This is a genomic window from Bordetella petrii (assembly GCF_020991325.1).
Taxonomy (GTDB): Bacteria; Pseudomonadota; Gammaproteobacteria; order Burkholderiales; family Burkholderiaceae_B; genus Bordetella_A; species Bordetella_A petrii_E.
On record NZ_JAJMLX010000426.1, the window covers coordinates 1 to 2,499 of the forward strand.

Consider the following 2,499-nt stretch of genomic DNA (forward strand, 5'->3'; position numbering starts at 1 on the left):
AGGACGGGCCCCACAGGTACAGGGCCCGGCCGGTTTCCAGCGCGCGCGCGGCCGCCAGCGCCTCGCCGTTGGAGCCGGCAATGTAGTTCTGCAGCGTGGGAGCAGGCGCGGGAAGTACGTCGAGCAGCAGCTGGCGATTCATGAGTGAATATCTAGGCATGACGGGGGGCGGCAACCGGCGCCAGGCCGGGCCGCGCGATGCCGGCCGCCCGGCATCGTAAAATGCAGGCGCAGCACCCCGAAAACTCCGCAATTGTCACATACCCCACGGTTTTTCTCATGACTACTCAACCTTCTGCCCCCCTGACGTACCGCGACGCCGGCGTCGACATCGATGCGGGCGACGCCCTGGTCGACCGCATCAAGCCGTTGGCCGCGCGCACCATGCGTCCTGGCGTGCTGGCCGGCATAGGCGGGTTTGGCGCCTTGTTCCAGGTGCCCGGGAAGTACCGCGAGCCCGTGCTTGTGTCTGGCACCGATGGCGTGGGCACCAAGCTGCGCCTGGCTTTCGAATGGAGCCGCCACGACACGGTAGGGGTCGACCTGGTCGCCATGAGCGTGAACGATATCCTGGTCCAGGGCGCCGAACCCCTGTTTTTCCTGGATTATTTCGCCTGCGGCAAGCTGTCGGTGGATACGGCCGCGGCGGTGGTGGGCGGCATTGCGCACGGCTGCGAGCTGGCCGGCTGCGCGCTCATCGGCGGCGAAACCGCCGAAATGCCCGGTATGTACCCCGATGGCGAATATGACCTGGCCGGCTTCGCGGTGGGCGCGGTGGAAAAATCGGCCATCCTGGACGGCAAGTCCATCCAGCCGGGCGACGTGGTGCTGGGCCTGGCGTCCAGCGGCGCGCACTCCAACGGCTACTCGCTGGTGCGCAAGATCCTGGAACGCGCCGGCGCGCGTCCCGACCAGGATTTCCACGGCCAGCCCCTGGTCGACGTGGTCATGGCGCCCACGCGCATCTACGTGAAGCAGGTGCTGGCAGCGCTGGCGGCCCACCCGCAGGCCATCAAGGGCCTGGCGCACATTACCGGCGGCGGCCTGCTGGACAACGTGCCCCGCATCCTGCAGCCCGGCCTGTCGGCCCGCCTGCATCGCGACGGTTGGCAAATGCCCCAGCTGTTCCAATGGCTGCAGCAGCAAGGCGGCGTGGAAGACACCGAAATGCACCGCGTATTCAACTGCGGTATCGGGATGGTGGTGGTGGTGGCGGCCGACCAGGCCGACGCCGTGGCCGCCACCCTGCAGGCCCAAGGGGAAGTTGTCAGCCGGATCGGCGAGATCGTGGCCCAGGAGCAGGGCGGGGCGCAGACCTTCGTGGTGTAAGGGGTTTGCTGCGGTTGTTGTTGTTGTTTCTGTTGGCGCCGCGGGGTGGGGGGAAATGGCCCGTCCGCTTCACGACGCCAGTCGGCCGCCCCCCGCGGCCGACCCCGGCGCCGAGGCGCGTCCCGCCCATTTCCCCCCACCCCGCGGCTTGCACCGGCTTTGAACCTTGACGACGCTGGGGCGGGCGGGGTTCTTGCCCTTCGTCGGGGTGTCCGGCTTTGAAGAAGAAAAAAGTACAGGGCCGCTATTTTCCGCCGCCCACCGCGGCGGAAAATAGCTTTCGGGTGGTGGCTCGCGGGGTTGTGTGGGGCTGAGCCAGGGATCGCGGGGGCACCGGGTGTCTGGCTCCCGCCAGGGTGCCAGACACCGAAGTGGCTGCCGGTGCGCTGTGATCGGGGTCAGGCACCCTGGCGGGAGCCAGACCCCAGCATCCAGGGGCAGGCACCAGCCGCGCAGCCAGCACAGCCTTGAAACCCCAGGCCCAGCCTAAGCCCCGACCCCACGCCATCCAATGCACGAATGCTTTTTCCCGCCCCGCGGCGCCAGAAGAACTCATCCTCCTCCTGAAGAACGATTCCTCCTCAACCGGCGACCTCAGGCCCCCACACCCCTTCAACCCCAGATCCCGGCCACCCCATCAACCACCCTGTCAACGGCATCCCCGGCCAGGCAATCCACCGTCAGCCGACCCGGTTCCGCCCGCAGCCAGGTCAGTTGCCGCTTGGCCAGCTGCCGCGTGGCCGCGATGGCCTGGTCGCGGGCCGTGGGCAGGTCTGCCTGGCCGTCCAGGTGCCCCCACATCTGCCGGTAGCCCACGCAGCGGATCGAGGGCAGGCCCGGGTGCAGGTCGCCGCGCGCGCGCAGGACGCGCACTTCATCCAGCAGGCCCGCGTCCAGCATTGCGTCGAAGCGCTGCGCAATGCGGGCATGCAGGGCCAGGCGGTCCGAGGGTTCCAGGCTCAGCGTCACATAGCGATGCTGCCCCGGCGCACCGGCCGGGCGTTGCCGGCCCGATAGCAGGGCCGACATGGGCTGGCCGCTGAGCAGGCAGATTTCCAGCGCGCGCTGGATGCGCTGGCTGTCATTGGGGGCCAGGCGGGCGGCGGTGACAGGGTCCAGGCCCAGTTGTCCATCGTCGCCGCGCATCTGCCGCACCAGCAGGTGGACGGC

At 68.9% G+C, this 2,499-nt stretch carries 2 protein-coding genes and 1 pseudogene; 1 reads left to right on the top strand and 2 read right to left on the bottom strand.

Translation table 11 applies throughout. The features are described from left to right. Positions 1-142, bottom strand: a pseudogene (locus LPZ50_RS24035) (DnaA regulatory inactivator Hda); the annotation flags it as partial. 137 nt (positions 143-279) lie between these two features. Between LPZ50_RS24035 and purM the strand changes: the two are divergent. Further along, a complete protein-coding gene (gene purM, locus LPZ50_RS24040) occupies positions 280-1,329 on the top strand; it encodes a phosphoribosylformylglycinamidine cyclo-ligase (RefSeq protein ID WP_230665360.1) in 1,050 nt (349 codons plus the stop codon). A gap of 612 nt (positions 1,330-1,941) precedes the next feature. Here purM and LPZ50_RS24045 read toward each other — a convergent pair. Next, positions 1,942-2,499 (bottom strand): tRNA (adenosine(37)-N6)-dimethylallyltransferase (locus LPZ50_RS24045; protein WP_268903609.1); only part of this gene is annotated, 558 nt, incomplete at its 5' end.

What these genes read in the sequence shown, in the direction of transcription:
- purM (WP_230665360.1), top strand. Translation starts at nt 280, where the DNA reads ATGACTACTCAACCTTCTGCCCCCCTGACGTACCGCGACGCCGGCGTC.